This window comes from Pseudomonas sp. MCal1, from assembly GCF_026341415.1.
Taxonomy (GTDB): domain Bacteria; phylum Pseudomonadota; class Gammaproteobacteria; order Pseudomonadales; family Pseudomonadaceae; genus Aquipseudomonas.
The window spans coordinates 1-25666 of the sequence record NZ_JAKUMP010000017.1; the positions used below are offsets into that span (position 1 = coordinate 1).

Consider the following 25666-nt stretch of genomic DNA (forward strand, 5'->3'; position numbering starts at 1 on the left):
GCTCGCACGAACATCATCAATCAAATCGGCGTTCTTGTTTGTGTGTTTCCCGAGATTCCGTGAAGAACCTTTTTTTTTCGCCAACCTCGTCCAGGCTTAGGTAGGATGAACCTTCCCTGCCCACGAGGTTTCGCGACATGTTCATCGGCGTCTTGCTGGTCATCACCTGGCTGATCCTGCTGTTGCGTTATCCGGCCAAAGCCTTGCCGGTGTCCATAGCCGCCGCCGTGGGCCTCGGGTTGGTGGCGATGTGGGTGGTGTGGCTGGACAACCGTGAGATCAAGCAACTGGCGCGGCTTGAACTGCGCATCGTCTATGCCCCCGAACACTGCCCCGCCGACCGTCCGCTGTTGCTCAAGTTGAACAATGGCAACGACGTGCCGCTGACCGAACTGCGCTGGCGCATTGCCGCGTACGCGCCGGGCGATACCGTGAACCTGGCCGACAATCAATACGCCGCCCCACGCTATCGCGGCCCCGGCGAATTGCAGGCCGGTGGCAACTGGGAAGACTGTTTGCCGATGCCGCCACTGCGTCCCGGTTATCGCCCGCAAACCCTGGAGTTTCGCGCCGAGCGATTGCAGGGTAGTTTCTCCGACTGATCCCCTCTCCCACTGTTTTGCACAAGGAATGCGCCATGCCCGTTGCGTTGATTACCGGTTGTTCCAGCGGCATCGGCCGCGCCCTCGCCGATGCCTTCAAAAGCGCCGGCTACGAGGTCTGGGCCAGTGCGCGCAAGACCGAAGATGTCGCGGCTCTCAGTGCCGCCGGGTTCACAGCGGTGCAGCTCGACGTCAATGACAACGCAGCGCTGGAACAACTTGCCGAACGAATCAACCAGCAACACGGCGGCCTCGATGTGCTGATCAACAACGCCGGCTACGGCGCCATGGGCCCATTGCTCGATGGCGGTGTGACGGCCATGCAGCGCCAGTTCGAAACCAATGTGTTTTCGATTGTCGGCGTGACCCGTGCGCTGTTCCCGGTACTGCGCCGGGCCAAAGGCCTGGTGGTGAATATCGGCAGTGTTTCCGGGGTGCTGGTCACGCCATTTGCCGGCGCCTATTGCGCGTCGAAAGCGGCGGTGCATGCACTGAGCGATGCGTTGCGCATGGAACTGGCGCCGTTCGGGATTCGCGTGATGGAAGTGCAGCCGGGGGCGATTGCATCCAGCTTCGCCAAAAATGCCGGGCACGAGGCCGAACAATTGATCAACGAACAATCGCCGTGGTTTCCGTTGCGCGAAGGCATTCGGGCGCGGGCCAAGGCCTCGCAAGACAAACCAACGCCGGCCAGCGAATTTGCCGCCGAGTTGCTCAAGGCTGTGCAGCAGAGCAAACCGCCACGGCTGATCCGCATCGGCAATGGCAGCCGGGCGTTGCCGTTGCTGGCGACGTTGTTGCCAAAAGGGTTGCTGGAGTCGACGTTGATGAAGCGCTTCGGGTTGCGGGGGCAGCTTTGAAATACAGGACGTGACGCAGAGCGTCACAGGATGCATTCCCACGCAGAGCGTGGGAACGATCAATGAAGGCGTTGCGGTCTGTCAGTTATCCACAGCGCCCTGCTTCACCACCACGGTGCAGGTAATCCCTGCCGCCAGCAACACACCTTCCGGCACTTCATCGATGTGAATCCGCACCGGCACCCGTTGCGCCAGACGCACCCAGTTGAAGGTCGGGTTCACATCGGCGATCAGCTCGCGGCTTTCCGGGTTGTCGCGGTCGTAGATGCCGCGAGAAATGCTCTCCACGTGGCCCTTGAGGACTTCGCCGCTCATCAGTTGCATGTCGGCTTTGTCGCCGACCCGCACGTGAGGCAGTTTGGTTTCTTCGAAGAAGCCGTAGACCCAGAACGAGTTCATGTCGACCACGGCCATTTTCGCCTCGCCGATGCGCGCGTAGTCACCGCGATGGACGTTGAGGTTGGTCACGTACCCGTCCACCGCCGCCCGCACTTCGGTGCGTTTGAGGTTGAGTTCGGCGGCTTCCAGCTGCGCCTGGGCCTGTTGGTAATCGGCCAGTGCGGAGTCTGCGATGTTGCTGGCGTCGTCGCGGTTTTCCTTGGAGATCACCAGGTTGTCCAGGTCGGCGCGGCGATGGGCGTTGACCTTGCGCATCTCCCACGTGGCCTTGCGCGAAGCGACCAGCGACTGCGCCTGCTTCACCGCCAGGCGGTAGTGCTCGGGATCGATCTGCATCAGCAGATCACCTTTCTTCACCAACTGGTTGTCGCGCACCGGCACGTCAACCACTTCACCAGTGACGTCGGCGGCGACGTTGATGATGTCGGCGCGGACCCGACCGTCGCGGGTCCACGGGGTGTTCATGTAGTGCTCCCACAACGTGCGGCCGATCCACAACGCCAGGGCCAGCACCAGCAGGGTCGCGAGCAGGCTGAAAAACTTTTTCATCGGGACAATTCTCAGACTCAACGGTAGACAGTCAGCGCCATCGCGCCGAACAGACAGGAAAACAGGCTCAGGCGCAGCAGCGCCGGGTGCCAGAAGAAGCGGTACAGATCGAACCCGGACAAGAACCGGTCCAGCGCCCAGGCCAGTGCCGCGGCGATGAAGAACATCAGGGTCATGGTCGGCATGTACACGCCGTGGAAGGCGATTTCACGAGGCATGGGCAAGTCCTTCGGGCTTGGCGATGGCATAGGCAGCGAGTGGCGATTGCGGGTCGAGCAACGAGGTGCGGATGAAGTGCAGGTAGCTCTTCACCCGACGCAGGGCCGAGGTATCGAAGTGCGGTGCGAACGGTTCATCAGTGGCGGCGACCCGGCTGATCGCGTGATCGACCGCCACCAGCGCACGTTCCAGATTGCTCGAATTCGGCTGCAGGAACAGGCGCACCAGCGAGCGCCCCATGACCCGGATTGCCTGGCGCCATGGCTGCGATTCGGCATAGGCCGGATGCACCGGCAGGATCGCCTGTTCCTTGCGCAGCTCGATGATCGCGTGGCCGACTTCCAGCACCACGAACATCCAGCGCAAGAGGTTTTTCTGCACCAGCGGCTGACCGGCCGCCAGACCGTAAGCCTGATGCATCAAGTCGCGGGTACGGCTTTCGAAACTCGACGCCAGACCCTTGAGTTTGCCGCTGATCGCGTACACCACTTGCCCGCGCAAATCCTGTTCCAGACGCTGCCACAACCAGCGGCTGTTCGGCGGCAGAATGATCGCCCCCGCCGCCGCGCAGACCAGCATGCCCATGACCATGGCGATGTAGTCGTTGATGAAGGTGTAGGGGTTGTAGATCGTCAGGTTGTCCGGCACCGAACCGGTGCTGAAAAAGATCAGCAACCCAAGACCGACACCGGCGTATTGCGGACGCGAAGTGAGGAACGAGCCGAGCACGATCACCGGCGCAAGCATCACGCACAGCAGCGGGAAACCATCGATCCACGGGAAGATGAAAAACATTTCGACGAAGCCGATCAGCGCCCCCAGAAACGTGCCGCACGCCATTTGAAACGCCATGCGTTTCGGGTTCGGTGTCGCCGCCGACAGGCCCACGGTGGCGGCAGCGATCAGGGTCATGGTCGCGCCGCTCGGCCACGCGGTGGCAACCCAGTAACTGCCGAGCACGACCAGGATGAACGCAGCACGAATCCCCGAAGCCGCTGCCGCCCACCAACTGGTTTGCGGGGTGAACGGCTCGTCCCAGCGCTCGCGTTCGTGGCTGTGGTCGGCCAGCGAGGCGTGGGTCTGTGCATAACTGTGCAGGTCATCGACGAAGCGATAGAGCAGCTCGTACGCGGTGTGGAAATCCAGTTGCTCGGCGTCGCTCGGTTCGCTCTCCTGAAAGATCGCCCGCAGGCTGCGCACCCGCGCCGGCAAGCCTTCCTTGTACGCCGCGAGCGCGAGCGCCAGACGCGCCGCGTCCGGGCTGGTCAGGGCGCGGCCGCTGAACCCGTCGAGCACTTCGGCCAGATCCTGCAGGCCCGGTTTGATCGCCGCCACGACATGCGCTTCGTCATTGACGCGCAGACGCTCAAGCAACTGATGCAAGGCGTTGAACCGGGTGGTGATGCCCATGAACTCGCTGTTCAGGCGACTGAGACGACCGTTGCGCCGACGCATGTGCGGGTCTTCGAACACGGTCACGCTGCGCAGCCCTTCCAGCCCCACCGCTTCGGCGATGAAGCGCACGTTGCTGGCCTCGAACGACTCCGGCTTGCTGCGCCCGCGCAAGCCGTCGGTGACGAACAGGGCGAACACACCGAAGCGCTGATACAAGGCGTTGCGCATCGCCGCGCTGGCGGTTTGCGGCAGGATCGCGGCGCTGACCAGGGTCGAGCAGAGAATCCCCAGCGAAATCTCCAGCACCCGCCACACCGCCGCCATGAACGCGCCATCGGGATGGGCGAGCGCCGGCAGGCCGACCATCGCCGCCGTATACCCGGCCAACACAAAACCGTAGGCGCGGAAGTTGCGGCAACGGGCGGCGCCGGCCGAGCAGATGCCGACCCAGATCGCCAGCGAACCGAGGAACAATTCAGTGTTCTGGGCGAACAGGGAAATCAGCGTGACCATCATCGCCGACCCGGCCAGGGTGCCGAGGAAGCGATAGAAGCTCTTGGCGAACACCTGGCCGCTCTGCGGCTGCATGACGATGAACACCGTGATCATCGCCGTGCGCGGTTGCGGCAGTTCCAGGCGCATCGCCAGCCACAGGGTCAGGAATGCGGCGATCAACACCTTGAAGATGTAGACCCAGGTCACGCCGTCGCTGCGTGCCCATTCGAAGAAACCCCGGCGCCATTCCAGGGAGTAGAGCCAGCGCAAGGGTGCGGGCAAGGGAGTCATTCAATTATGCTCAATGAGTTTCAGGTCGGACCCATACCCTGTGGGAGCGAGCTCGCTCGCGAATGCGGTGTATCAGCCGACATGTGTGCTGGCTGACACTCCCGCTTCGCGAGCAAGCTCGCTCCCACAGATTGTGTTTTCAACGCAGGAGAACCGGGGTTTTCGGGGCGGCGGTCTGTTCGGTGGTCGGCACGTCTTTACCCGCGCCAAGACCGCCGCCCAATGCCGTCACCAGTTCCGCATGGGCGCTCAAGCGCGCCGCCTGCACCTGCTGCTGAACCTGTTGCTGTTTGAACAGCAGGGTCTGGGCGTTGAGCACGTTGAGGTAATCGGTGAGGCCGCGCTGGTAGGCGATCATCGCGATGTCGTAAGTCTTCTGCGCGGTGGCCACGGATTCGGCGGCGAACGTCTGCTGCTTGTCCATCGACTCGCGGCGGATCAACTGGTCGGAGATGTTCTTCAGCGCATTGACCAGGGTCTGGTTGTAATGCGCGACGGCGATGTCATAACCCGCCGAGGCCTCACCGAGTTCGGCACGCAGTCGCCCACCGTCGAAGATCGGCAGCGAGATCGCCGGCCCGACGTTGTAGTTGAGCTTCTTGCCGGTCAGAAACTCCAGCGCCCCGCCGCCGGTGGCCATGTAGCCGAGGCTGCCGACCAGATCGACGTTGGGATAAAACCCGGCATGCGCCACATCGATCCCGCGCGCCTGCGCCGCCACTTGCCAGCGACTGGCAACCACGTCCGGGCGCTGGCCGAGCAGTTCGGCGGGCAATGCCGACGGCAGTTTCAGCGCCGCGCCGAGGGACAGGGTCGGACGCTGCAACTGCGCGCCGGCGCCCGGCCCTTTGCCGGCCAGTGCAGCAATCTGGTTGCGGCTCAGGGCGATTTCTTCGTCCAGCGCATCCAGTTGCCGATGGGTTTCCGGCAGCGGGGTTTCAGCCTGACTGACTTCGAAGTGCGTACCGATCCCGCCGTTCAGGCGTTTCTGCGCCAAATCGAGAATCTGCTGTTGCTGCTTGAGCGTCGCCGCGACGATGTCGCGCTGGGCGTAATGCAGCGACAGCTCGATGTAGGCGCGCACGATGTTGTTCTGCAATTCGAGTTGCGCCTGCCGCGCCTCGGCAGCGCTCATGTGCGCCAGATCGACGGCCCGCTCGGTGCTGTTGCTTTCACGGCCCCAGAGGTCGAGGGCGTAACTGAAACCCAGCGCGGCGTTGTTGTCCCAAGTCGTGGTATTGGCCAGCTCACCGGGGCCATAGAACTGGTCGGTCGGCCAGTTGTGACGTTTGAGGGTCGATTCGCCATTGATCTGCAACGACTCGGCGGCTTCGGCGACACCGGCCATGGACCGGGCCTGACGCACTCGCGCAGCGGCCATGGCCATCGTCGGGCTGCCTTGCAGGGCAAGGTCGATCCAGCGGTTGAGTTGCGGGTCGCCGTAGGCTTGCCACCATTGGGCGGTGGGCCAGTTTGCGTCACGGGCGGCGTGTGCGATGGCCTCGTCGGTGGCCAGTTCATTGGCCTCCAGAGCCTTGCCCTGCGGGGCAATCCCTCCGGTTCCGATGCAGCCGCCAAGACCTAACGAAAAAGCCAGAACACTGAGCGGCAAAAGCGCTCTGTTGATGCGACGCGGCACTGCTGCGAATTCCTGAGGTGGGAGATGTTTCGAGGTGGGCGCAATTCTAGGGGGCGCCCTGAACGGCGATAAGCTGGGTTTTCTGCGAATCTTTGTTACGGTTAACGAGATAATCCCTTGGTCGGGGGTCTCAGCCCCTGAAACTTCGTGTCACAATTTGCCATCTCCCTTGAGAGCACCCCATGGACACATTGCAAAACATGCGCGCCTTCAGTTGCGTGGCCGAAGCGGGCAGCTTCACCGCCGCCGCCGTGCAACTCGACACCACCACCGCCAACGTCTCGCGCGCGGTCTCCAACCTTGAGGCCCACCTGCAAACCCGCCTGCTGAACCGCACGACGCGGCGCATCGCACTCACCGAAGCCGGCAAGCGCTACCTGCTGCGCTGCGAGCAGATCCTGGCCTACGTCGAAGAGGCCGAAGCCGAAGCCAGCGAAGCCCACGCGCGCCCGGCCGGTCAGTTGAAAGTGCACACCATGACCGGCATCGGCCAGCACTTCGTGATCGACGCCATCGCCCGCTACCGCAAGACCCACCCGGACGTGACCTTCGACCTGACCATGGCCAACCGCGTGCCGGACCTGCTCGACGAAGGCTACGACGTGTCCATCGTCCTCGCTCGCGAGCTGCCGGACTCAGGCTTCGTCTCGCAACGCCTGGGCATCACCTACAGCATCGTCTGCGCCTCCCCGGCCTATGTGAAAGCCAACGGCTGCGCACAAAAACCCAGCGACCTGCTGAACCACGCCTGCCTGCGCCTGGTGAGCCCGGTGATCCCCCTGGAAAAATGGGCCTTCGACGGCCCGGACGGCCAGGAAATGGTCACCATCAACAGCTCGCCGTTCCTGGTCAACTCCGCCGACGCGATGAAAACCGCGATCACCAGCGGGATGGGGGTCGGCGTGTTACCTGTGTACGCCGCCATTGAAGGCCTGCGCAATGGCTCGTTGGTACGGGTCATGCCCAACTACCGCTCGCAGGAACTGAACCTGTATGCGATCTACCCGTCGCGGCAGTATCTGGATGCGAAGATCAAGACCTGGGTCGAGTACCTGCGTGGCTCGTTGCCGGAGATATTGGCGGGGCATCAGGCGGAACTGGCGGCTTATGAAATGAGTGGAAGTCTGGCGGGGGCTCGGGTGGCGAATTGACTTGGCCGTCCTACAGACGGGCTGGTTTTTGGCGGATGTTTCCGACAAGTCGTGTCGGTTGTCCCTCGGAAACGAGGTGGATAGGCTTTTGGGGTCGCTGACGCATCGGCGGCCGGGTCTGGAAAACCCGAAGTTCAGGATCACAGCCCATGACATAATGCGGCGTTTTTTCGCGACGTTATGGTAGCTGTACGTGGGAGACCTCCGGGTCTGCCGGGTTTGATCCTTTCCGGTTTTTCCAGTCCGCGTACAGCTGCCACCTCTTTCGCCTGGAAAACGAAGAATGGCAGCTCCTCCAAGACTTAAGGATCTATGCCATGAAAAAACTTACTCCGAATCCCCCTGAAACCAACGACACCTCGCCCTACGAGTCCGCCGATTCAAAAAAACTCCACGAGGCTGCCGAACGCGCCCTCGACCATCACCTCAACCCCTTCCCGAAAAAATGCTCCAGTCGCCGACCAAGCAAGATGTTCCAGGTCGCCCCGGACATGGACGACGAAAGCCTGCTGGCCCACGCCTGCGAATCCCTGGCCACCGCCAGTGCCATGGCCAGTGATGTAGCGGCTTTTTTCGACACACCGCAGCGGCACCGCATCCTGGGTATTCAGCAAGTAATCATGCTGGCGGAACTGGCGGTGAATCGGGTGCTGGACAACGTCGAAGTTCAGCGTTGCCCAACACACAGCTAAGCCGTTCCGACAAAACCGACCTGCCAGCGCCGACTGCATTCGCTGGCAGATCGATTGGGACGCAGAGCGTCCCGGGCTGCATTCCCACGCGGAGCGTGGGAACGATCAAAGCAAAAGCAGTCCGCTTTCTGCTTTCTGCTTTCTGCTTTCTGCTTTCTGCTTTCTGCTTTCTGCTTTCTGCTTTCTGCTTCTGCTTTCTGCTTCTGCTTTCTGCTTTCTGCTTTCTGCTTCTGCTTCTGCTTTCTGCTTCTGCTTTCCGCTTCCCACCACTCAACACAATGAGCGTTAGCTCGAGTACCGCTCTTGACGTACCGGCCCCATCGGAAGGCTGAGTGTAGGGATTGATCCGGGGGTGGGAGCGAAGCGACCGTTTGGCGAAGCCAAACACATCGAGAGGAGGTGCAGCGAAGCAAACCGTAGGCGATGCCCCCGGATCAATCCCGGAACGAAGGAACACCGAGCCACAGCGAGGTGCCGAACGCAGGGGCCAAGCCTTTTTGGTTACTTTTGAGGCGTTTGTCAAAAGTGACCCGCCGTAAGGGCGGAACCATAATCCGCAACACCCGCAGAAACGGATATTCACCCAAAACCCCAAAAGTCTGGTCGGCCCAGAGGCCGCCAAGACAACCCAAAACAGAAATGTTAGCTTGCTTGGCAACCCAGAACAGCCGAGCCCAATGCCAATGAAAAAAACAGTCCTGGCCTTCAGCCGAATCACCCCACCCATGATCGAACGCCTGCAACAGGACTTCGACGTCATCGTCCCCAACCCGAAAAACGGCGACATCAACGCCCAGTTCAACGAAGCCCTGCCCCACGCCCACGGCCTGATCGGCGTCGGACGCAAACTCGGCAAGGCCCAACTGGAAAACGCCGCAAAACTCGAAGTGGTCTCCAGCGTCTCCGTCGGCTACGACAACTACGACCTCGCCTACTTCAACGAACGCGGGATCATGCTCACCAACACCCCGGACGTCCTCACCGAAAGCACCGCTGACCTGGCCTTCGCCCTGATCATGAGCAGCGCCCGCCGCGTCGCCGAACTGGACGCCTGGACCAAGGCCGGCCAATGGCAGGCCAGCGTCGGCGCATCGCTGTTCGGCTGCGACGTATACGGCAAGACTCTGGGCATCGTCGGCATGGGCAACATCGGCGCCGCCGTCGCCCGTCGCGGCCGCTTCGGCTTCAACATGCCGATTCTCTACAGCGGCAACAGCCGCAAGACCGGACTGGAACAGGAACTCGGCGCGCAGTTCCGCAGCCTTGACCAACTGCTGGCCGAAGCCGATTTCGTCTGCCTTGTCGTGCCACTGAGCGACAAAACCCGCCACTTGATCAGTCATCGCGAACTGGCGCTGATGAAGCCGGACGCGATTCTGGTGAACATCTCCCGCGGCCCCGTGGTCGACGAGCCGGCACTGATCGAAGCGTTGCAGAACAACCGCATTCGCGGCGCCGGCCTCGACGTCTACGAAAAAGAACCGCTGGCCGAATCGCCGCTGTTCCAGCTGAAAAACGCTGTCACCCTGCCGCACATCGGCTCGGCCACCAATGAAACCCGTGAAGCCATGGCCAACCGTGCGCTGGCCAATCTGCGCAGCGCCCTGCTCGGCGAACGGCCGCAGGATCTGGTTAATCCGCAAGTCTGGAAGGACTGATGACCCACGGGGCTGGAGTAAAAGTTTCCCGGCCCCGTCTGTTTTAAACCTGTTTCCCAAATGGCCTGAAGTTATTAACCCCCTTTAACTACACAACTTGAAAACGACTCCTCACCCAACTTCTTTATACTCGCTATAGAATCCCGAGAGTCATCTGCCAACGGACAGACACTACTCACGGAGAATCAATAATGACTTATCTTAAAACCTCCCAACTTATTCGAAGAAGTAAAGTTGCAATCGTTTTCATGGTAGGTATTCTGGGCGCCCTGATTGTTTTCAGCAACGCCACCGATTACAACTCAAACTACATTTACCTTGGTCATATCCTGAGCATGGATACGACAGGCAGCCATTTGATGTACCGGTCGATCAACTCGGAAATGATGCATCACCGGATCTACTGGATGATCATGACACTGGAGACCATATTTACTTCAGCCTGCCTGTTGGGAGGCTATCAACTTGCAAAGAATATAAATGCATCAGACGAGCAGTTTCATGAAGCCAAGAAATATGCCGTACTGGGATTTCTCGTGGCGCTGTTTATTTATTATTTTTGCCTGCAAGTCATTGGCATTGAATGGTTCGACATGGATCAATCAGAAGACTGGAATGCCATGAAGTGGGCACAAAGCATTGTCGACTTTCTGTTACCGGCACTGATCTTTCTTGTAATGAAAGTCGACAGTTGAACATTCAATATTCAATGTGCAGGTTTGGCGACCATGGCAATGTCGGGTTTGGGTTTGCGAAACACCAACACATTGCCCAACATCACCAGCACCAGACCCACCAATGCCGGCGCCGTCCATTGATAGCCTTCGGCAAAGGCCGAAACGTTCAGCGCCACCACCGGGAACAGCACGGTGCAATAAGCTGCGCGTTCCGGCCCCATGCGACCGACCAGCGTCAGGTACGCGGTGAAACCGATCACCGAACCGGGGATGACCAGGTACAGCAGAGCGCCGATGTAGCGCGACGTCCATTCCATCTCGAACGGAATGCCTTTGACCAGGCACCACACCGACAGCATCGCTGCACCGTAAGCCATGCCCCACGCATTGGTAGTCAGCGGCTTGAGACCGGCCTTCTGTTGCAGGCTCGACAACATGTTGCCGGCCGAAAAACACAAGGTGCCGCAGAGTGCCAGGCCAAGGCCGAGCAGGGTTTGCGGACTGGCGTGATGCCCGGCCAGTTCGGGCCAGAACAACAGGCCCAGACCACACAGCCCCAGCGCCCCGCCCATCAGTACATTGCGCGCGATACGCTGGCCGAAGAACACCCGCGCATTCAGCGCGTTCCATAAGGTCGCGGTGGAAAACACCACCGCCACCAGACCGCTGGGAATCCACTGACTGGCGGTCAGGAAACACATGAAGTTGACGCAGAACAGGCACAAGCCCTGCGCCACACAGATCAAATGCCCGCGCCGGTTCATCGGTTGCAGGCGACGGCTGAGCAGCAACAGCGCAAACAGCACCAGCGCGGCGAGACCGAAGCGATAGACGATCGACACCGGAATCGCCACCACGCCCAATTGCCACTTCAGGGCGATCCAGGTGGTGCCCCAGATCAGCACGGTCAACAGATACAACGACAGGTTCATGGCAGACACTCCTTGATTGGGTTTCAGTCTCCGCCTGCGCCCTCGCCCCTCGCTTGCATAAACTTGCGCTTTTGTCGGTGCGCAGGCTGCCAGCGCGAAATCCAGGGAGTAGGATGCAAGGCGTTGAAGAGAACCGATCATGGCCGCCATCGATACCCTGCAAGTCTTTCAAGCGCTCAACAATTCGCCCAATGCACGCCTTGTGCACAGCGCCGAACTGGGTGACGGCTTGTCTGCAGCTTTGTGGACCAATCACCACGACGCCCAGGAATACGAAGCGCCAAGCCATCACACCCTCTCCTGCTACATCGCTGGCGGCACCGGTACCTTCCGCCGTGGCGAACCCGCTATCAAGGGTGGCCCGGACAAGTTGTGCATCCTGCCGGCCGACCATGAATCGGGTTGGGTCATCAACGGTGATATTCGTCTGGCCCACCTGTATTTCAGCGCCGAACAATTTGCCCTGGGTTGCGTCACGCTGCTGGACCGCGAGCCTCGGGAAATGCAGTTGCGCGAACAGACTTTTCTGGAGGATCCGCAACAGGCCCGACGGTTTCGCCAGTTGCTGACGCTGAACTGGGACGAGCCCGGCGAGCGTTTACTGACCAGTAGCCTGGCCCACGAATTGATCAGCCATACCTTGCTGAGTCAGGTCGGCGTACGTCAGGGCTTGCGCCTCAAGGGTGGGCTGGCGCCGCATCAACGCCGGCAACTGGCGGAATTCATCGACAGCCAATTGGCCGAGCCGATCAGCCTCGGGCAACTGGCGGGGTTGTGTGCGTTGTCGGAATACCACTTTGCGCGGATGTTCCGGGTGAGTTTTGGCTTGCCGCCACATCAGTACGTGCTGGCACGGCGCTTGAGCCGGGCGCGGGAGTTGTTGCGCGCAACGACGTTGCCGCTGGGGGAGATTGCTCTGGCGTGCGGATTCGCCAGCGCCAGCCACTTCACCAACCGCTTTCGCCAGGTGCTGGGTGGAACGCCCGGCGAGTATCGCCAGGCGTTTTTGCGCTGATCAGAACTCCAGGGTGCTCGACAACGAAATCTGCCGCGAATCGCCCATCGACACGAAGAACCGGCTCGCCGCCGAGGTGTAGTAAGTGCGGTCGAACAGGTTCTTCACGTTGAGCTGGAACTTGACCTTCTGCCCCTCAACCCGGGTGTCGTAAGTGGCGAACGCATCGGCCACGGTGTAGCTCGGAAGATCGAAATCATTCACCGCGTTACCCGCTCGTTCACCGACATAGCGCGCACCGGCACCGACCCGAAGCTGATCGCCACCGATCACGCTGCCGAAGTCATAGACCGCCGACAACGAGCCGCTATTCTTCGCCACGTTTTGCAGCCGGTTGCCTTTGTAGTCCGGATCTTCCGTGACCTCGGCGTCGGTGTAGGCGTAGCTGCCGATCATGCTCCAGCGGTCGCTGAGCTGGCCGGTCAGATCGACTTCCAGACCACGGGAGCGTACTTCACCGGCGGCGCTGTAGATGGTGGTCGGGCCTTCGGCGTTGGCCACCAGCACGTTGCGTTTCTTGATGTCGAACAGCGCGACGTTGCCGGTGATGCGTCCCGGTATATCCAGACGTGCGCCCAGCTCCCAGGATTTGGCTTCTTCCGGCGCGATGCTGCCGTCGAGCACGGTACTGCTGCCGCTCAGCGGGGCGATGGTCGAGTTGGGTTTGAACGATTCGGTGTAGCTGCCGTAGAACGACAGTTCGTCGGTGTAGCGATACACCAGACCTGCGCGCGGCACCCACTTCTGGCCGTTGCTGTCGGTGTTGGCCTTGAACGGCACGCCTTTGCCGGCGTACTGGTCGTACTCCTGGAAGCGCCCGCCAGCTACCAGGATCCACTGGTCGTTGAGGTGGATCGAGTCCTGCAGGAACACCGAATCGCTGCGCAGCAGATCGGTCTGCGCGCTGTCCGCCGGGCTGACGGTGGTGCCTTCGACTTCACGGCCGTAGACCGGGTTGACGTAACTGAAGGTGCTCAGGCTTTTCTGGCGGATCAGGTCGGCGCGATAGATCTTGCGGTATTCGTCGTCGACGCCGAACACCAGGTCATGTTGCATGCCCAGCACGTTGACCTTGCCTTCGAGGCTGGCGGTGGTGAAACGGTCGGTGCTGATCGCGCCCCGGGTGCCATCCATGCTGCGGGTCAGCGTGCCTTTTTTGGTGTCGATCGCGGTTACGCGGACCTGGCTGGCATCGTAGGTTTCGCGGTTCCAGCTGTAGCCGAAATGGGCTTTCCAGTCGTCGTTGAGTTCGTGGTCGGCCTCAAAGTGATAGAGATCCGAGCGCCCTTCCATGTCGTTGAATTTTTCGTCGAGGCGCTCGTTGCGCGAGATGTCCAGCGGATGGTTAGTGCGTGGGTCGATCAGGGTTCCGCGATCAAATGGCGTCAGAAATTCTCGATGCTCGTAGGCGAACAACAGCTTGGTGCGCTCGCCATACCAGGCCAGCGACGGCGCGATCAGGGTTTCGCGATGCGTGCCGAAGTTGCGCCAGTAATCTTCGTCTTCGTGATCGAGCACCATGCGATACGCGAGGCCGGAATCCCCCAGCGCACCGGTGCTGTCGAACGAGCCACCGCTGCCATTCTTGCCGTCGCCGTAGGTCGAGCCGCGCAGGGTCAGCGCGTTGTACTGGGTCAGTTCAGGCTTCTTGCTGACCATGTTGACCACGCCGCCCGGATCCTGAATCCCGTAGAGCAGCGAGGCCGGTCCCTTGAGCACTTCGACGCGATCCACGGTCGCGTTCATGCCACGGCCCTGCACCACCGGCATGCCGTCGCGCATGATCGAGCCGTTGCGGTTATCGCCGAAGCCACGGGTCATCACCGAATCCTGGGTACTGCCCAAAGTGTTGCCCTGGGTAATGCCGCTGACGTTGGCCAGGGCGTCATCGAGATTGCGGGGTGCCTGATCGCGAATGACCTGGGCCGGGATCACGTTGACGGTCTGCGGAATTTCCTGCAGCGAAGCGGAAGAACGCATCACCGAACTGGTTTCCGGTGGCTGATAACTCATCGGCTGGTTGGCCACCGAGGTGATGGTGGTCGCGCCGAGGTTCAATGCGCCTGCGGTCGGTTGCGGTTCGAGCGCCAGGGTATGGCTGTCGGTGCGACGGAAGGTCAGGCCGGAGCCTGTGAGCAGACGTTGCAGCGCCTGTTCGACACTCATCTGGCCGTTGATCGCTGGAGCGGTCAGACCGTAAGGCGCCTCATCGGTGTAGACCACGCTCTGTCCGGTGACGCGGCTGAAATCACTCAGGGCCTGAGGCAGCGGCTTGGCTGCCAGAGAAAAACTGAATTGCTTTTGCGGCTGACTGCTGACTGTTTCAGCGGCCAGCGCCACGCTCACCGGCAACAGGGCCAATGCTGAAAAACCCAAGGCCGAAACGCCTAACCACTGTTTGACCGAACCCGATTTTGCCCTGGACTTCATTGCTCATGACCTGTGTAGAACCGCAACGGATGCGAATGACTCGCAGTTTCAGTCACTACACGGATGGCGTCCGGGTCTACCTCACCACAAAGGTGAAAATATTTTCGTTGTCGCTGCCGACGCCTTCGCGAGCAAGCTCACTCCCACCTTGGAATGCACTCCCTGTGGGAGCGAGCTTGCTCGCGAAGGGGCCAGCAAAGTCAGCGAAGAATTATCAGATGCCCCAGCACTTGATGCTGCTCGAATCCAAGAACCCCTTGCAGCGAATTCAGCACGGCTTGTGGATCCTTGCTCGGAAAGCTGCCGCTGACCTTTCGTGCGCCCAGTTCGTCGTTGAGCAACACGATCCGTCCGGGGTAATAGCGGCGAAGATCCTGCACCACATCGGCCAGTGTCGACTTGTAGTAAGTCAGCCAGCCCTGACGCCACGCCAACTGCGCTTCGCTGTCTACGGCATGCAGTTTTTCCGCAGTGCCTGCGCCGTACGCCACTTGCTGGCCGGCGGTGAGAATCTGCTGCTCGGCATCACGCGCCGCCGTCACACCGACGCGTCCTGACAGCACGGTGACTTGTGCGCCGTGAGGTTGCAGGCGCACTTCGAACTGCGTGCCGAGCACCCGCGCCTGGCCCTTCTCGGCCTCGACCACAAAAGGATCACCGGTGTGGGTCACGCTGAAAAATCCGGCGCCGCGGCGCAATTGCACATGCCGCTCGCCGTGATTGAAATTCACCGCGATGGCGCTATCCGCGTCCAGCGTCACCTGCGATTGATCGGCCAGGGTCACGGTGCGGATCTCGCCCGGTGCCGACACGTAATCGGCGCCCAGATCATCGATCCAGCGTTGCGGCTGCCAACCTGTCCCGAGGCTGATCATCAACAGCAGACAGGCCGCCATCGCCAGCGCGCCAGTCCAGCGTCGCAGCGGTACACGGCGTGGCCGGTCCATCGCATCAAGCAAACCCTGCAATGCCAGCGCGTCTTCGCCGGCCAAGGTGCGCGCTGGCTCTTCGCTCAATTCCCACACCACTTGCGCCTGGGCATAGGCCTCGGCGTGGGCCGGGTCAGCGTGCAGCCACTGGCTGAAGGTCAATTGATCACCGGTGCTCGGGTGGTCGTGCAGCAGGCTCAGCCAGGCGAAAGCGGCCTGTTCCTGAGCGGGCGTCGGGATGACGCGGTCGGTATTGTTCACGGTGCTTTCCCTGGCAGGCGTGGCGCGGGTTCGCGCAGGCTGGCCTTGCAGGCCTCGAGGGCGCGCATCATATGTTTTTCCACAGCGCTTTGGGACAGGCCCATGGCCCTAGCGATCTCGGCGTACTTGCGCCCGTGGATGCGATTGAGCAAAAAGATCTGCCGCGTGCGTTCGGGCAACGCACGCAACGCCGCTTCGACGTGGCGCAAATCGTTGCCCGCTTCGAGCGCCGCCTGCGGTTCGCTGGCGCTGCTGTCGGGCTCATCCGGTTGCCAGCCTTCGTTGACCCGCACCCGCGCGCCTTCACTGCGCAAATGATCGATGGCGATATTGCCGGCACAACGCAACAGATAAGTGCTGAGCTCTTCGACCTGCACCAACGGCCGACGCCAGAAACGCAGGAACAGGTCCTGCACCAGATCCGCCGCCGTCGCCCGGCAACCGACGCGCCGGTTCACCAGCGCTTCCATCTGCGAACGCTGGGACAGGAACACCTGAAGAAAATGCGCACGGGCGCCATGGGGTTCGTCGTCGCGGTGTTCGGGAGGATGGCCGATCAACATGTCAGTTCAAGACCCATGCAGCGACCGGGCTGGCGAGCAGGCTCAGTCCGGCCATGGTCAATGCCAGACGCGGGCGATAGGGCAACAACAGCACCAGCGTCAACGCACTGAGCATCAACACCGCGCACCAGTCGACCAGGCCGAAGCTCCAGCCTTTCATGGAAACCGCCGCCCAGAGCGACAACCCCAACAACAACCAGCCCGCCAGTTTCAGACCTTGACGAAGGCGAGCTGAAGGTTTGTGGCCCAGCAGTTCTTCGTGATGCCGAGGCATCGCCAGGCACAGCGCGGTGAATGCGCAATAGCAAAGCAACAGCGCCAGCAACATTCAATTCGCCCCTTGCTCAAGGGTGATCGGCCGGGTCTTTTCGCGGACCGGTTTTATCACGCTGACGGAGTGCCCGGCGCGCTGCATTTTCCGGGCGGCCCAGGCCAGGAAGAGTCCGCTGCCCAGACACGTCAGGTCAAAACCGGCCAAGACCCAGTCGCCTTCGGGCACTGTCACGCCGAGGTGATAAGGCGTGGTCAGGCCATTGAGAACCGGCACCGCGACAAACAACGCGGCCCCCAGCGACAGCTGTTCGACCCAGGCCTTGCGCCCCGGCCGCAACATCGCATGGGCCACGCTCAGCCCCCAGGTGATAAAGAACGCGTTCACTTCCCAATCGGCACGCCCGGCCAGACTCACCGGCAGCAGACGATTGGCCCAGAAGAACACGGCAATCGCTGCCACCAGCCCGGCCATGCTGGCGATGTTCAACACTTCAACCAGCCGCAATTCGAAAGGCATCACACCGGTTTTGGCGTGTTTAAGCTGACGCTTGCCGAGCCAGATCACCAGCCCGGTCCCAATCATCGCCGTGCCCGCCAGGCCGCAGATGAAATACAGCCAACGCAACACCGGCCCGGCAAAGTGGCCCATGTGCAACCCGTAGAAACTGCCGGCAATCGCCATCGCCATTGGCTGCTCAGGCACGCTGCCAATGATTTCTCCGCTGACACCGTTGAAGGTTACGGCGCTACCGGAGTCGTTCACCACACGGTCGGAGCTCGCGCGGGACATCACCACCGAGGCATTGGCGTCGCCCGGATTGTTGACGCTGATACGTCCGACATGCCCGCCCGACCATTGCTCGCTGGCCGCCAGCACAAGGGACGCCAGCGGTGCCAGTGTCGCCGGTTGATTGGCTCGCTCGGGAATATTGGAGGCGGGAAATACCTCGTCGTAAAACGCCCGGACGTTGTCGCCGTACGAAGCCAGAATGCTTGCCGGCATCACCATCGACATGAAAATCACCAAGCTGCTGTAGGTGATCATCAGATGAAACGGCAGCACCAGCACGCCCACCGCATTGTGCCCGTCGAGCCACGAACGCTGGCCCTTGCGCGGGCGGAAGGTGAAGAAGTCCTTGAAGATTTTCTTGTGGGTGATGATCCCGGTGATCAGCGCGACGAACATCACCATGGCGGCGATGGTCGAGAGCCAGCGGCCCCACGGGTAAGGCATTTGCAGCTGGAAATGGAAGCGATAGAAGAACTCGCCGCCCATGCTTTCCCGGGCCTGTACTTCGGCACCGGTCTCTGCGTCGAGGGTCTTGCGGATGAATGCGCCGCGTTCGCCGGGCCTGGCGGGCGACTGCTGCCAGCCCACGCTCAGGCCGGGATCGCGGGCGTCGGGCAAACCGATGATCCAGCGTGTGGCGTCGGGGGCTTGTTGTTGCAGATACTGCTGGGCCAGCGTCAGGCTTTTTTCGGCATCCAATGGATGGGCGGCGATCTCCGGCTGCATCCAGTGACTGGTTTCATCCTTGAAATAGGCCAGGGTCCCGGTCAGGAAAATCGCGAACAATAGCCAGCCAAAGACCAGCCCGGTCCAGGTGTGCAGCCAGGCCATCGCCTGCCGAAAACCCTCTTTCATGCCAGCCCCAGACCGCGCGCAGCCCCGGACACGGTCGCCAGGATCACGCTCGGCACCAGCAGACCGACCCACGCCGACCACGCCGTACGACAGGCAAAACACCAGAGCACCGCCACCAGATAGACCAGAAACGAAACGGTCATGCCGGTGACAACCGCTTCGGCGCGGTTTAGCGGCAACCACAGTGTCAGCGTGACACTGGCCAGCGCCGCGACCAGATAGCCGCCAAACACCGCCGCGAGCACCCGCGAAGTGACGGCCAGACGATAGGACATGGGGAGAGTGGCGAGTTTGGCTTTCATGTTTCGACCCTGAAACGGTTAACGCCCGGTCAACAGACCGGGACGGCAGGCATGCGATATTAATGATAAATATTCTCATACGCAAAAGAGTCTGATTGCCGGGCATCACTGACAGCCCAACAATGCGAATAAGTGAAACCGGAAAAGGCCCGCACCTGGGAAGTCGGTACCCGTTACGACAACGGTGCGCTGCGAGCGGAGATCGGCGCATTCCTGATCAACTTCGACAACCAGTACGAAAGCAACCAGACCAACGACTCGGTGATCGCCCGTGGTGAAACCCGGCATCAGGGCATCGAGACCAGCGTCAATTACGCTCTCGACGACTTGAGCCCGGCGCTGGCCGGCTTCGATGTCTACGCCACTTACGCCAAGACTTCGGCCCGCAGTTGTCGGACCTGAACGTGGCGGTGGGGGTGAAGAACATCTTCAACACCCAGTACTTCACCCGTTCGTTCGATGACAACAACAAAGGCAAGTATGTCGGTGAGCCGCGCACGGTGTACGTGCAGACTTCCGTTGCTTTCTGATCCCTGCCGAAAACAGAAAGGGCCTGCAATTGCAGGCCCTTTCTCATTGGGTGGCTTGGAAAATCAGCGCATCAACTGTTGATCGCTGCCTGTTCGTTTTCGTCAAACTCTTCCGCCAACAGCTTGTCATTGGCTTTGCTTGTGAATGGCACCACAGCGGCCCGCGGTTTGCCGCGCAGTTTGCCAAACAGGTGCTCCAGCGCGTGCTCCAGTTTTTCGGCTGCACCATCGATCGCCTGTTCCAGCGAATCGGCTTTGTGGGTGACGGAAATCGGTTGATGGCCTTTCGGCCGCGCTTCCAGTTGGCAGCGCAAGTCATGGGGACCCGGCTTGTCACCGTTCTCGTCGCTCAGATGGACTTCGACACGGGTCAGGTCTTCCTCATAACGGTCGAGCGTGCTCTCAATTGTGGTGCGTACCCACTCCTCCAGTCGTTTGCTGCTTTGAATATGGTTGTCGCTGTTGACTTGGATTTGCATAGTTCATCCCTTATTTCAGCTAGCTCGCAAGAGGCCTGGAACAGGATTTCGTGACCTCTTGATTACAACAATCGGCCCGCCGGACGAACATTTCAACCCCTTAAAAAAGATAAATATTCATACGCAAAAAAAGCCGGACAACCGAGCAAAGCGCTGGTAAGGTCGGGAGTTGCATCGCCCCGCCACCCCGAAAAATCTGCTCACAATTGGCCATCACCCAACGGGTGCAGGCTGCGGAAAATCCCCGCCTCTTCCACCAGCCAGTCATGCACCGCCCGCACGCCCGGATGGCTCAGCGCCCCCGGTGCATAAAGCAAGACATAGCGCTTGTGATTGGGTACCGAAATCCCGAACGGCACAATCAGCGTTCCCCGCTCCAACTCGTCGTTGAGCAGCGTGCGCCGGGCAATCGCCACGCCCATACCGGCAATCGCGGCTTCGATGGTCAGGTGGTTGCGATTGAATGTGTGCCCGCGCCGCACATCGGCGCCCTCGAAACCGATGGCATTGAGATAAAACTCCCACTCCGCGTATTCGTAGCTGCCGCGCCAGGCAGTGATGTCGTGCAACAGTGGGAAATGCACCAGATCCGCCGGCCCATGCAGCGGTGGCCGCCCGCGAAGGAGGCCCGGCGCGCACACCGGAAAAATCTGCTCATCGAGCAAGGCTGTGGATAACAGTCCCGGATAGCTGCCGTCGTTCAGGTCGATGGCCAGGTCGAAATCCCCTTCATGTAACGGCACGCTGCTGTCCTCGGCCACCAGCCGCAGCTGTATGTCGGGGTAACGCTGTTGCAGACGCGGCAGGCGCGGGGTCAGCCATTTGCTGAGGAACGACGGAATCGAGCGCAGCCGCAGAATCCCGCTGATCATCCCTGCATCAAGACGACGCAATTCCGCATCGATGCTGCCGTAAGCCTCGTTGACCGTAATCGCCAGTCGCTGCCCTTCCGCACTCAGCTCCACACCCCGCGCACGACGGTGAAACAGACGAAAGCCCAGGCGCTCTTCCAACTGTCGGATTTGCTGACTCACCGCTCCCGGCGTGATGTGCAGTTCTTCGGCACAACGGGTGAATGACAGGTGCCGCGCGGCACAGGAAAACACCTGCAGCCAGACGTAAGTCTGGGCATGCAATTGACGACTCATGGTTTAGTCCTGCTAAAGGCTTACTTAGGAAGTTTCGTTAGTCACGCTGAAGCGAGGCAGGCAGTATCGCCGACATTGCGCTTGTCCTACAAAAAATGGCAGCGATTCCTACTCCATTGCTTGTAAGGGTTTAGCATGGCTATCAGTGTTTTCGATCTATTCAAAGTCGGCATCGGCCCGTCCAGCTCCCACACCGTCGGCCCTATGCGCGCCGCCGCGACCTTCGCCCAGGCCCTGATCGACCAGCGTTTGCTGAATGATGTGCAGCGAGTGGAAATCCGCTTGTACGGCTCGCTTTCGGCCACCGGTGTCGGCCATGCCACAGACCGCGCGACGGTCATGGGCTTGATGGGCGAATGGCCGGACAGCATCGATCCGTCGACCATCGAACCGCGCATCCAGCAACTGCGCGAAACCGGCCAACTGTCTCTGGCCGGTGAACGTTCGATCGCCTTCAACTGGCAGCACGATCTCCTGCTGCTGGACGAGAGCCTGCCCTACCACCCGAACGCCATGTCGCTGACAGCCTTCGGTGCATCCGGGCAACTGTTCGAGCAAACGTACTACTCGGTCGGCGGCGGTTTCATCATCGAAGCGGACGAAGCCGAATCCGGTGTAGTGCCGGCCGGCGACGTCGAGTTGCCTTACGAATTCTCCAGCGCCGTCGAACTGCTGGCGCTGTGCAAGCAGCACAACCTGCGGGTTTCCGAACTGATGATGGCCAACGAACGGGCCTGGCGCAGCGACGCCGAAATCCGTCAGGGCCTGCTGCACATCTGGTCGGTGATGCGCGAATGCGTCGAGCAGGGCCTGCGTCACGAAGGCGTCCTGCCTGGCGGTCTGAATGTGCCGCGTCGTGCCGCGAAATTGCACCGCAGCCTGCTGGAAATCGGCAAGCCGAACGTGATCAGTTCGACCCTGTCGGCGATGGAGTGGGTCAATCTGTTCGCCCTCGCCGTCAACGAAGAGAACGCCGCCGGCGGGCGCATGGTCACCGCGCCGACCAACGGCGCCGCCGGGATCATCCCGGCCGTTCTGCACTACTACATGAAATTCAATCCGGATGCGTCCGACGATGACGTGGTTGCGTTCTTTCTGGGCGCGGCAGCGGTCGGCATCCTGTGCAAGAAAAACGCTTCGATCTCCGGCGCCGAAGTCGGCTGCCAGGGCGAAGTCGGCTCTGCCTGTGCGATGGCTGCTGCGGGGCTCGCCGATGTGCTCGGCGCCACCCCGGAACAACTGGAAAACGCCGCCGAAATCGGCCTCGAACACAACCTCGGCCTGACCTGCGACCCGGTCGGCGGGCTCGTGCAGGTGCCATGCATCGAGCGCAACGCCATCGCTGCGGTGAAGGCGATCAACGCCACGCAAATGGCCCTGCGCGGCGACGGCAAACACTTCATTTCCCTCGACCGGGTGATCCGCACCATGCGCGATACCGGCGCCGACATGCATGACAAATACAAAGAGACTTCACGGGGCGGCCTGGCCGTGAGCTGGGTGGAGTGCTGAGGAGCGCTCCCTGACCGCCCGTAACACGTGAGCCCGAGCAAGAATAATAACGAGGCAAAAACGATGACCGATGTACGCACACCTGCTGCCGAAAATCCCGCTGTAGACCGCACATGCAACAACGAAATCGCCCACAAGGGCTGGAGCAAATTCGACACCACCTGGATGCTCGGCCTGTACGGCACGGCCATCGGTGCCGGCACCTTGTTCCTGCCGATCAACGCCGGTGTCGGCGGCTTCTGGCCGTTGCTGATCCTGGCGGTGCTGGCATTCCCGATGACTTTTTTCGCGCACCGGGGCCTGACCCGCTTCGTGCTGTCGGGCCGCTCCGGCGACATCACCGAAGTGGTGGAAGAACACTTCGGCATCGGCGCCGGCAAGCTGATCACGCTGCTGTATTTCTTCGCGATCTTCCCGATCCTGCTGGTGTACAGCGTGGCGCTGACCAACACCCTGAGCAGCTTCCTCGAACACCAGTTGCACATCGCCCCTCCACCGCGCGCGGTGCTGTCGCTGGCGCTGATCCTCGGCTTGATGGCCATCGTCCGCTGCGGTCAGAGCGTGATCGTCAAAGCCATGAGCGTGCTGGTCTATCCGTTCGTCGCCGCGCTGCTGTTGCTCGGCATCAGCCTGATTCCAAACTGGAACGGCGCATTCTTCGCCAGCGCCCGGGAACCGATGGAAATGTCGGTGTTCCTCAAGACCCTGTGGCTGGCGATCCCGGTGATGGTGTTCTCGTTCAACCATTCGCCGATCATTTCCGCCTTCGCCGTCGACCAGAAACAGCGCTATGGCGATCAGGCCGAGCGCAAGAGCAGCGGCATTCTCGCCATGGCTCACGGCATGATGGTTGTCACGGTGATGTTCTTTTGCTTCAGCTGCGTGCTGGCGCTGTCGCCGGCGGATCTGGCAGCGGCCAAGGCGCAAAACATCTCGATCCTGTCGTACCTGGCCAACCACTTCCAGACCCCGGTCATCGCTTACGCTGCGCCGCTGATCGCGCTGGTGGCGATCACCAAATCCTTCCTCGGCCACTACATCGGCGCCAGCGAAGGCTTCCAGGGCATGATCGTCAAAAGTCTGCGCAGCCGTGGCCGGGTGATGTCGGCGAGCTGGCTGAACCGTGCAACCGCGCTGTTCATGATCCTCAGCTGCTGGGCCGTGGCGACCTTCAACCCGAGCATCCTCGGCATGATCGAAACCCTCGGCGGCCCGGTGATTGCCTGCCTGTTGTTCCTGATGCCGATGTACGCCATCCGCCGCGTGCCAGCCTTGCGCCAGTATTCGGGCCAGGCGTCCAACGTGTTCGTGGTGCTGATCGGTCTGATTGCACTGTCAGCGATCATCTACTCGGTTCTGCCCTGAAACGGGCCGCAAACGAAGAAGGCGAGCCATGGGCTCGCCTTCTTTTTGACCGGTTTCATTGTTCGACAATATTCCCGGCATGTCCCTTGCTACATCGCTGAAGGAGACGGGACCACGGAAGGGCCGATGGTCAGGTTTGGCGAACCAACCCGATCAAGGCCGGTCAACAACTGCACGTTCAATCAGGCGGTGACGCATCATGGACAATCCTTTTCAGATCATTACCGATGCCTTCGCGCCGGACTATCAGATCAACCTGAGCATTCAGGGGCTCGACGGCAGCATCATGCTGACCCTTTCCAACGGCGGCCGGATCGTCGCCAAACGGATGATCAGCGCCGAACAGCGCAACGACCCCAAGCGCCTCAAGCGCCTGGTGCAAAGCATTCAGTTCGGCATCGCCATCGAGCAGGGCCATAGCGCCATGGCGATCCTCGACGCCATGACCCGCGGCGACGGAATCACTCCGCCACCGCGTCAGGCCAGACATCAGCCCCGGCCAGCTGCCGGCCTCTAGAGTTCGCCCTTCTCCACTTCCGGATGTTCACTGGAACCCGTGCCGATCTTGCGGTGCGGGTTCTCGATTTTCACCGAAGGGAATTGCGATGAGGCGTAACGCACCACCAGGATCGAAAACGCCAGCAGCAGAATCCCGCCGCACAGGTAGATGATGCCCATGTCTGGCGGATTGTGGTGGGAGACGTTGGAGATCAGCAGGCGCGTCAGTGCCGTGATTGCCACGTAAATCAGGAATCGCACCGGCATGTGGTTGGTCTTGAAATAAATCCCGACCATCGCCCCCAGTTCCAGATAGATGAACAGCAACAGAATGTCATCGATCTTGATGTGCCCTTCTTCGAGCATCCCGAGAAATTCCATCACAGCCGCCCACGCGGTCACCGCACCGATGGCGAACAGCGCCAGGTAGTGGAAAGTCTCGACGAACAGGTTGCCCAGGGACTCGGCCAGTTGATGCACGTTTTGCCGCAGTTTCTCGGCCCAGTTGATTTTCACGATGAAGGTTCCTTAGCCCGGTTCGAGCGGATGTTGCGTGCTGGACGTGACGGTTATTGCGCACGTACGCAGATGCATGCAGAAAAGAGGCCACGCCATGATGGCGAGGTGACGCAAAACCCGCGCCGTGGCGTTTGGTCGCACCTGCGCGCAGGCGCAGGGCTGACAAAATCCGAATCCGGTCTACATTGAAAAGCCACTACCCAAAGCGCAGGGATTCGCTTATCCTTTTCGCTGTATATAGATACAGTAGTCGCAAAGACAACTTAATGTGAAGGCATGTGAGGTGGTGAATGGCCGTCGAAGTGGTATACCGCAGCAGCCGAGATCTGGAGCGCTTGTTCATGGATAAAGCCGAAGCTGACCGTCATGACAAAATGCTCGAACTGGCCGAACTGTTGGCCGAAGTGCTGGAAAAAGCCGTTCCTTCGTTGAGCGAGCAGCAAGTGGAAGAAGTCGGGATCTTCATGGCGAAGAACCGCGATGTGTTCGCCCGGGCGTTCAAGAGCCAGCCTGACGCATTGTCGGAGTTGATCAACGCACCAGCGGCACCGGTTGTGGCAACCGGGCCTGCAGAGGTGGCTGAACCGGCAGAAGCGCCGGCCAAACCTGCCAAGGCGGCAAAGGCTGCGAAGTAATCG

Annotated in this window: 24 protein-coding genes and 2 pseudogenes; 12 read left to right on the plus strand and 14 right to left on the minus strand. The window is 60.8% G+C overall.

The annotated features are described in order from the left end of the window. The first annotated feature begins 137 nt into the window (after nucleotides 1-137). Both MKZ87_RS24895 and MKZ87_RS24900 read left to right on the plus strand, forming a co-directional pair. Entirely contained in the window at nucleotides 138-602 is a 465-nt protein-coding gene (locus tag MKZ87_RS24895; RefSeq protein WP_266202105.1) for a multidrug transporter, read from the plus strand. Nucleotides 603-637: 35 nt separating this feature from the next. Further along, on the plus strand, nucleotides 638-1462 hold the full coding sequence (locus MKZ87_RS24900) for an SDR family oxidoreductase (RefSeq protein ID WP_266202106.1): 825 nt from the start codon (nucleotides 638-640) through the stop codon (nucleotides 1460-1462). Nucleotides 1463-1543: 81 nt separating this feature from the next. Here the strand turns inward: MKZ87_RS24900 and MKZ87_RS24905 are convergent, their stop codons facing one another. From MKZ87_RS24905 to MKZ87_RS24920, 4 genes are all read right to left on the minus strand, one after another. Then, a complete protein-coding gene (locus MKZ87_RS24905) occupies nucleotides 1544-2410 on the minus strand; it encodes an HlyD family secretion protein (RefSeq protein WP_085698530.1) in 867 nt (288 codons plus the stop codon). Nucleotides 2411-2427: 17 nt separating this feature from the next. Continuing rightward, the gene (locus MKZ87_RS24910; RefSeq protein WP_085702513.1) at nucleotides 2428-2628 is read right to left on the minus strand and encodes a DUF1656 domain-containing protein; all 201 of its coding nucleotides are present in this window, start codon (nucleotides 2626-2628) and stop codon (nucleotides 2428-2430) included. Then, the gene (locus MKZ87_RS24915) at nucleotides 2618-4810 is read right to left on the minus strand and encodes an FUSC family protein (protein ID WP_085698528.1); all 2193 of its coding nucleotides are present in this window, start codon (nucleotides 4808-4810) and stop codon (nucleotides 2618-2620) included. Before MKZ87_RS24915 ends, MKZ87_RS24910 begins: the two co-directional genes overlap by 11 nt. Before the next feature lie 139 nt (nucleotides 4811-4949). Next, nucleotides 4950-6449 carry an efflux transporter outer membrane subunit gene (locus tag MKZ87_RS24920; protein ID WP_266202107.1) on the minus strand — a complete coding sequence of 500 codons (1500 nt, stop codon included), beginning with the start codon at nucleotides 6447-6449 and terminating at the stop codon, nucleotides 4950-4952. A 182-nt stretch (nucleotides 6450-6631) separates the two neighbouring features. Between MKZ87_RS24920 and MKZ87_RS24925 the strand changes: the two genes are divergently transcribed. From MKZ87_RS24925 to MKZ87_RS24940, 4 genes are all read left to right on the plus strand, one after another. Beyond that, a complete protein-coding gene (locus tag MKZ87_RS24925) occupies nucleotides 6632-7600 on the plus strand; it encodes a LysR family transcriptional regulator (RefSeq protein ID WP_085698526.1) in 969 nt (322 codons plus the stop codon). Between the two features lie 317 nt (nucleotides 7601-7917). Further along, nucleotides 7918-8292, plus strand: a complete 375-nt coding sequence (locus MKZ87_RS24930; protein ID WP_085698525.1) for a DUF6124 family protein — start codon at nucleotides 7918-7920, stop codon at nucleotides 8290-8292. Between the two features lie 683 nt (nucleotides 8293-8975). Beyond that, nucleotides 8976-9950 (plus strand): 2-hydroxyacid dehydrogenase, encoded by a 975-nt coding sequence (locus tag MKZ87_RS24935; RefSeq protein ID WP_085698524.1) that lies wholly within the window; start codon nucleotides 8976-8978, stop codon nucleotides 9948-9950. Between the two features lie 191 nt (nucleotides 9951-10141). Continuing rightward, nucleotides 10142-10645, plus strand: a complete 504-nt coding sequence (locus MKZ87_RS24940; RefSeq protein WP_085698523.1) for a DUF2165 domain-containing protein — start codon at nucleotides 10142-10144, stop codon at nucleotides 10643-10645. A gap of 11 nt (nucleotides 10646-10656) precedes the next feature. Here MKZ87_RS24940 and MKZ87_RS24945 read toward each other — a convergent pair whose 3' ends face one another. Then, complete coding sequence (locus MKZ87_RS24945) at nucleotides 10657-11559, minus strand: DMT family transporter (protein ID WP_085702510.1); 903 nt, start codon at nucleotides 11557-11559, stop codon at nucleotides 10657-10659. 139 nt (nucleotides 11560-11698) lie between these two features. Here MKZ87_RS24945 and MKZ87_RS24950 point away from each other — a divergent pair, with 139 nt between their 5' ends. Then, a complete protein-coding gene (locus MKZ87_RS24950) occupies nucleotides 11699-12574 on the plus strand; it encodes a helix-turn-helix domain-containing protein (RefSeq protein WP_085702509.1) in 876 nt (291 codons plus the stop codon). Here MKZ87_RS24950 and MKZ87_RS24955 read toward each other — a convergent pair whose 3' ends face one another. From MKZ87_RS24955 to MKZ87_RS24980, 6 genes are all read right to left on the minus strand, one after another. Beyond that, complete coding sequence (locus tag MKZ87_RS24955) at nucleotides 12575-15004, minus strand: TonB-dependent siderophore receptor (protein ID WP_085702508.1); 2430 nt, start codon at nucleotides 15002-15004, stop codon at nucleotides 12575-12577. A 200-nt stretch (nucleotides 15005-15204) separates the two neighbouring features. After that, nucleotides 15205-16194, minus strand: coding sequence for a FecR family protein (locus MKZ87_RS24960; RefSeq protein ID WP_085698519.1), 990 nt, complete (start codon nucleotides 16192-16194; stop codon nucleotides 15205-15207). Continuing rightward, nucleotides 16191-16757, minus strand: a complete 567-nt coding sequence (locus tag MKZ87_RS24965) for an RNA polymerase sigma factor (protein ID WP_085702506.1) — start codon at nucleotides 16755-16757, stop codon at nucleotides 16191-16193. Before MKZ87_RS24965 ends, MKZ87_RS24960 begins: the two co-directional genes overlap by 4 nt. A gap of 1 nt (nucleotide 16758) precedes the next feature. Continuing rightward, nucleotides 16759-17085 (minus strand): DUF3325 domain-containing protein, encoded by a 327-nt coding sequence (locus tag MKZ87_RS24970; RefSeq protein WP_085702505.1) that lies wholly within the window; start codon nucleotides 17083-17085, stop codon nucleotides 16759-16761. Next, complete coding sequence (locus MKZ87_RS24975) at nucleotides 17086-18675, minus strand: PepSY-associated TM helix domain-containing protein (protein ID WP_085702504.1); 1590 nt, start codon at nucleotides 18673-18675, stop codon at nucleotides 17086-17088. It lies immediately after the preceding gene. Further along, a complete protein-coding gene (locus MKZ87_RS24980; protein WP_085698515.1) occupies nucleotides 18672-18977 on the minus strand; it encodes a DUF3649 domain-containing protein in 306 nt (101 codons plus the stop codon). The genes MKZ87_RS24975 and MKZ87_RS24980 overlap by 4 nt, the downstream gene beginning before the upstream one ends. Nucleotides 18978-19109: 132 nt before the next feature. Between MKZ87_RS24980 and MKZ87_RS24985 the strand changes: the two are divergent. Continuing rightward, nucleotides 19110-19507: pseudogene (locus tag MKZ87_RS24985) on the plus strand (TonB-dependent receptor domain-containing protein); the annotation flags it as partial. 71 nt (nucleotides 19508-19578) lie between these two features. Here the strand turns inward: MKZ87_RS24985 and MKZ87_RS24990 are convergent. Both MKZ87_RS24990 and MKZ87_RS24995 read right to left on the minus strand, forming a co-directional pair. Further along, nucleotides 19579-19986 carry an HPF/RaiA family ribosome-associated protein gene (locus tag MKZ87_RS24990; RefSeq protein ID WP_011332524.1) on the minus strand — a complete coding sequence of 136 codons (408 nt, stop codon included), beginning with the start codon at nucleotides 19984-19986 and terminating at the stop codon, nucleotides 19579-19581. 200 nt (nucleotides 19987-20186) lie between these two features. After that, entirely contained in the window at nucleotides 20187-21134 is a 948-nt protein-coding gene (locus tag MKZ87_RS24995) for a LysR substrate-binding domain-containing protein (RefSeq protein WP_064593482.1), read from the minus strand. A gap of 135 nt (nucleotides 21135-21269) precedes the next feature. On the opposite strand from MKZ87_RS24995, the gene MKZ87_RS25000 reads away from it, so the two are divergent. The 3 genes from MKZ87_RS25000 (at nucleotide 21270) to MKZ87_RS25010 (ending at nucleotide 24528) form a co-directional block, all read left to right on the plus strand. Then, nucleotides 21270-22646 carry an L-serine ammonia-lyase gene (locus tag MKZ87_RS25000; RefSeq protein ID WP_266202108.1) on the plus strand — a complete coding sequence of 459 codons (1377 nt, stop codon included), beginning with the start codon at nucleotides 21270-21272 and terminating at the stop codon, nucleotides 22644-22646. Nucleotides 22647-22709: 63 nt separating this feature from the next. Then, a complete protein-coding gene (locus MKZ87_RS25005) occupies nucleotides 22710-24011 on the plus strand; it encodes an HAAAP family serine/threonine permease (RefSeq protein WP_085702501.1) in 1302 nt (433 codons plus the stop codon). A 199-nt stretch (nucleotides 24012-24210) separates the two neighbouring features. Continuing rightward, entirely contained in the window at nucleotides 24211-24528 is a 318-nt protein-coding gene (locus MKZ87_RS25010; RefSeq protein ID WP_085698510.1) for a DUF3509 domain-containing protein, read from the plus strand. Here MKZ87_RS25010 and MKZ87_RS25015 read toward each other — a convergent pair. Continuing rightward, nucleotides 24525-25025, minus strand: coding sequence for a phosphate-starvation-inducible protein PsiE (locus MKZ87_RS25015; RefSeq protein WP_007957255.1), 501 nt, complete (start codon nucleotides 25023-25025; stop codon nucleotides 24525-24527). The two genes, MKZ87_RS25010 and MKZ87_RS25015, sit on opposite strands and share 4 nt — an antisense overlap. 293 nt (nucleotides 25026-25318) lie before the next feature. On the opposite strand from MKZ87_RS25015, the pseudogene MKZ87_RS25020 reads away from it, so the two are divergent. Further along, nucleotides 25319-25576: pseudogene (locus MKZ87_RS25020) on the plus strand (YebG family protein); the annotation flags it as partial. Nucleotides 25577-25666: the final 90 nt, after the last annotated feature.

Coding starts and splice junctions, on each gene's coding strand:
- MKZ87_RS24895 (WP_266202105.1), top strand. CDS start 138: ATGTTCATCGGCGTCTTGCTGGTCATCACCTGGCTGATCCTGCTGTTG.
- MKZ87_RS24900 (WP_266202106.1), top strand. CDS start 638: ATGCCCGTTGCGTTGATTACCGGTTGTTCCAGCGGCATCGGCCGCGCC.
- MKZ87_RS24905 (WP_085698530.1), bottom strand. CDS start 2,410: ATGAAAAAGTTTTTCAGCCTGCTCGCGACCCTGCTGGTGCTGGCCCTG.
- MKZ87_RS24910 (WP_085702513.1), bottom strand. CDS start 2,628: ATGCCTCGTGAAATCGCCTTCCACGGCGTGTACATGCCGACCATGACC.
- MKZ87_RS24915 (WP_085698528.1), bottom strand. CDS start 4,810: ATGACTCCCTTGCCCGCACCCTTGCGCTGGCTCTACTCCCTGGAATGG.
- MKZ87_RS24925 (WP_085698526.1), top strand. CDS start 6,632: ATGGACACATTGCAAAACATGCGCGCCTTCAGTTGCGTGGCCGAAGCG.
- MKZ87_RS24930 (WP_085698525.1), top strand. CDS start 7,918: ATGAAAAAACTTACTCCGAATCCCCCTGAAACCAACGACACCTCGCCC.
- MKZ87_RS24935 (WP_085698524.1), top strand. CDS start 8,976: ATGAAAAAAACAGTCCTGGCCTTCAGCCGAATCACCCCACCCATGATC.
- MKZ87_RS24940 (WP_085698523.1), top strand. CDS start 10,142: ATGACTTATCTTAAAACCTCCCAACTTATTCGAAGAAGTAAAGTTGCA.
- MKZ87_RS24945 (WP_085702510.1), bottom strand. CDS start 11,559: ATGAACCTGTCGTTGTATCTGTTGACCGTGCTGATCTGGGGCACCACC.
- MKZ87_RS24950 (WP_085702509.1), top strand. CDS start 11,699: ATGGCCGCCATCGATACCCTGCAAGTCTTTCAAGCGCTCAACAATTCG.
- MKZ87_RS24955 (WP_085702508.1), bottom strand. CDS start 15,004: ATGAAGTCCAGGGCAAAATCGGGTTCGGTCAAACAGTGGTTAGGCGTT.
- MKZ87_RS24965 (WP_085702506.1), bottom strand. CDS start 16,757: ATGTTGATCGGCCATCCTCCCGAACACCGCGACGACGAACCCCATGGC.
- MKZ87_RS24970 (WP_085702505.1), bottom strand. CDS start 17,085: ATGTTGCTGGCGCTGTTGCTTTGCTATTGCGCATTCACCGCGCTGTGC.
- MKZ87_RS24975 (WP_085702504.1), bottom strand. CDS start 18,675: ATGAAAGAGGGTTTTCGGCAGGCGATGGCCTGGCTGCACACCTGGACC.
- MKZ87_RS24980 (WP_085698515.1), bottom strand. CDS start 18,977: ATGAAAGCCAAACTCGCCACTCTCCCCATGTCCTATCGTCTGGCCGTC.
- MKZ87_RS24990 (WP_011332524.1), bottom strand. CDS start 19,986: ATGCAAATCCAAGTCAACAGCGACAACCATATTCAAAGCAGCAAACGA.
- MKZ87_RS24995 (WP_064593482.1), bottom strand. CDS start 21,134: ATGAGTCGTCAATTGCATGCCCAGACTTACGTCTGGCTGCAGGTGTTT.
- MKZ87_RS25000 (WP_266202108.1), top strand. CDS start 21,270: ATGGCTATCAGTGTTTTCGATCTATTCAAAGTCGGCATCGGCCCGTCC.
- MKZ87_RS25005 (WP_085702501.1), top strand. CDS start 22,710: ATGACCGATGTACGCACACCTGCTGCCGAAAATCCCGCTGTAGACCGC.
- MKZ87_RS25010 (WP_085698510.1), top strand. CDS start 24,211: ATGGACAATCCTTTTCAGATCATTACCGATGCCTTCGCGCCGGACTAT.